Here is a 2,685-nt window from a genome sequence, read left to right on the forward strand (position 1 = left end):
GTCACCCCCTGGCCACTGGAGCGGCCAATATGGCGGTAAGCGCTCAGATCCAGTGTTTCTTTTGGTTCCGATAGCGGTTCCGGCTGTCGCTCCCGGAGAACGGCGGCCTGGGCTGCTTCCAGATAACTTTGCAGCCGTGTCGCGGTCATGCCGGGACGCTCTGCCAGCGTCGTAATTAATGCCGGATCCACGGGCGCATGGCGCTTGAGCAGGTCACGGGCAGCCACCAGCTGGTCCTTGTAGATCTTGGGCTCGGAACGCTTGAGCTGTTGGCACAACCGTGGCCCGATGTCACTGCCGATCAGGTCGTTGATCTTACCCTCAAGGGCGGCCACCCGCTGGGCATGATCCCGGTAGTGGTGGGTGTTCTTGATCACCTTGCCTTTATCGGCACACAGAGCATGGCTGGCAATGACTTCCCCTGTGTTCAGGTCGCTGATGTGGAGTTGGCCGCCGGACTCCAGAACGCCCACCCGGGCCTGTTGCCAGGCCATGGGCACAGAGTACTTGTTGGCCTTCCAGGCGATCAGGCCGGTCTTGTCGGCTCGACGTGTCTCGTGGGCCACAGATTGCACGCAAGCTGGTGACAGGTAAGCCTCCAGGTGTTCTCGCTCATCCCGTTCGAAGCGTTCCCGGGGTGGCTCTCCGGTGGTGCCGTGGATGCGGACATTGGCTACGCTCTCAAGCCAGTCCTGCACGTGCTGGCGCACGTGCTCCTGGTCCCGGAAGACCTCACCGTAAAGGCAATCCTGCTTGACGTACTTCACGCCAGCTTCCACCTTGCCCTTGCTCTCCGGGTCATAACCTTCGCAGGCATGGATCCGGAACCCGGCCGTGGTGGCATACTCGTGGAACCGTTGGTTGAGGGTCAGCTCCCGGTACTGTTCGTTGATGACCACCAGCTTGGTCTGATCGTAGACGCATTCCTCCGGCAGGCCACCGAAGTAACGCAGGGCTTCGTTATGGAGTTGGATAAAGGTCTGGGTATCCAGTGGGCGGAAGGCCAGACCCACGTACATCAACCGCGAGTAGGACAGCACGAACACCACGAAGTGCAGCGTGCGCTCTTCGCCACCAATCAGCACGCCGCGCAACTCACCCGGGTCCACCTGACACTGAACACCCGGCACATCGTCCAGAATGGGTTCGTAATAGCGCATCTGGGCTGAGGCCACTTCCCCCTTGAGCGTTCGCACATAGCGGCGAATGGAACGATCCGAAGCTGGCAACTCACCAACCTTCGCTTGCAGCTTGCGGGCAATTTTGACGGCGCTGAGCTTGGGGAATTCTTTGAGAAGATGAATCAGATAATCCCGGTGATCATCGAGGCGCTTGGTGCGTGAGGGATCTTCTATCTGTTCCGAAATCGCGTTCTCATCCATCCGCAGATACTTGCGAACGGTATTGCGGGACAACCCCAGTTCCTGACTGATGGCGCGGATCGACAACCCTTTGCCGTTATCGTGCAGTGCCTTGATCTTGTGTATCACAACCCACTCCTTCACTGACATGCCCCCGGCCATCGATAAAAGCTGGGGACAGTAGCTGGTTCTGTGGCCTGACGGCCACTCGGAGGTGGGTCAAAATTAATGGCCAGTAGTGGGTCATTTTAATTGGCCATTAACAGCGGCCAACGTTCATGACATCGTGCCCACCGACAAGCTGCTGCATGGTGAAGAGCAACGAGTCTTCGGTGATGCCGGTTATCTTGGTATTCAAAAGCGGGATGAACATAAGCACCGTGAAAACGTCTCCTGGTTCATTGCCAAACGGCCTGGCACCCGGAAAAAGCTGGATAGCGACAAGCTGAAAGCCGAGAAAATCAAAGCCAGTGTTCGTGCCAAAGTGGAGCATCCCTTCCGCTACATCAAACAGGTCTTTGGTTATGGCAAGGTCCGCTATCGGGGCCTTGCCAAGAACAACAACCGGCTGCACTTGCTGGCCGCATTCAGCAACCTGCTGATTGGTGAAAAATACATGCTGGCGTAGGGCCAGTGTGCCCGTTTTCCGCCAAAATGGCGGGAAACAGGCAAAAAACAAACAAATAACAGGAGAATAGTGTCTGAAATTTGGAATTTTTGCCGGCTCAAGCCAAGATCGACAAAAATCAGCGGTTATTCAGACCTTCCTTAAGTTTCTCGCATGGTTCTCGCGTATCTGCAGAGAGAAGATCAGTCAGATGGGATATTTAGTGATTCAAGGAGATTAAACGGTGTCGGAACTCAAAAAATTCCAGGTACAAACCGCTCGCCCACTGCCTGGGGATGTTGGAGGGTTTGGATTCTTTGCGACACTCGAAGGCCCGAAGCACGCGGTCAAGAAAAATAAGAAGGATGGAGATGGCGTGGAGGCTATTTTTGAAGGGGTCGGTGTGGCCTGCACAAGCAACAAGCAGGCCGAACTCGCCGAATGAACTCGACGAAAAGCTCCGCCAATAAGCCGACCAGCGCATCAGGCTGGATCTGGGTGACGGAGTCAAGGTGAGTTGTGGGAGGTTTTGGGATTTGCTGGCTGAGGTTTAGGCGTTTACCGGGAAGAAATAAATCGAAGTCCCGAGGAATGGTCCAGCTCGAAAAAAAACAGCAATGGAGTAGGTGTGATGAGGATTTTCTTGGCAGCGTTGGCTTTGTTGCCATTACTGTCTCTTAATGTCGTGGTTGCTAACCCGGATTTCTCATAGGTCCC

At 55.4% G+C, this 2,685-nt stretch carries 2 protein-coding genes and 1 pseudogene; 2 read left to right on the forward strand and 1 reads right to left on the reverse strand.

Annotation, left to right across the window (positions count from 1 at the left end):
• The coding region (gene istA / locus Q669_RS18980) for an IS21 family transposase (protein ID WP_200861818.1) at nucleotides 1–1,490 on the reverse strand (1,490 nt) is incomplete at its 3' end.
• A gap of 133 nt (nucleotides 1,491–1,623) precedes the next feature.
• Between istA and Q669_RS18985 the strand changes: the two are divergent.
• Both Q669_RS18985 and Q669_RS19680 read left to right on the forward strand, forming a co-directional pair.
• Nucleotides 1,624–1,989 (forward strand): annotated as a pseudogene (locus Q669_RS18985) (IS5/IS1182 family transposase); the annotation flags it as partial.
• A gap of 223 nt (nucleotides 1,990–2,212) precedes the next feature.
• A complete protein-coding gene (locus Q669_RS19680) occupies nucleotides 2,213–2,413 on the forward strand; it encodes a hypothetical protein (protein ID WP_022993513.1) in 201 nt (66 codons plus the stop codon).
• Nucleotides 2,414–2,685: the final 272 nt, after the last annotated feature.

Origin of the sequence: Marinobacter sp. C1S70, from assembly GCF_000475355.1 — a bacterium.
Lineage (GTDB): Bacteria > Pseudomonadota > Gammaproteobacteria > Pseudomonadales > Oleiphilaceae > Marinobacter > Marinobacter nauticus.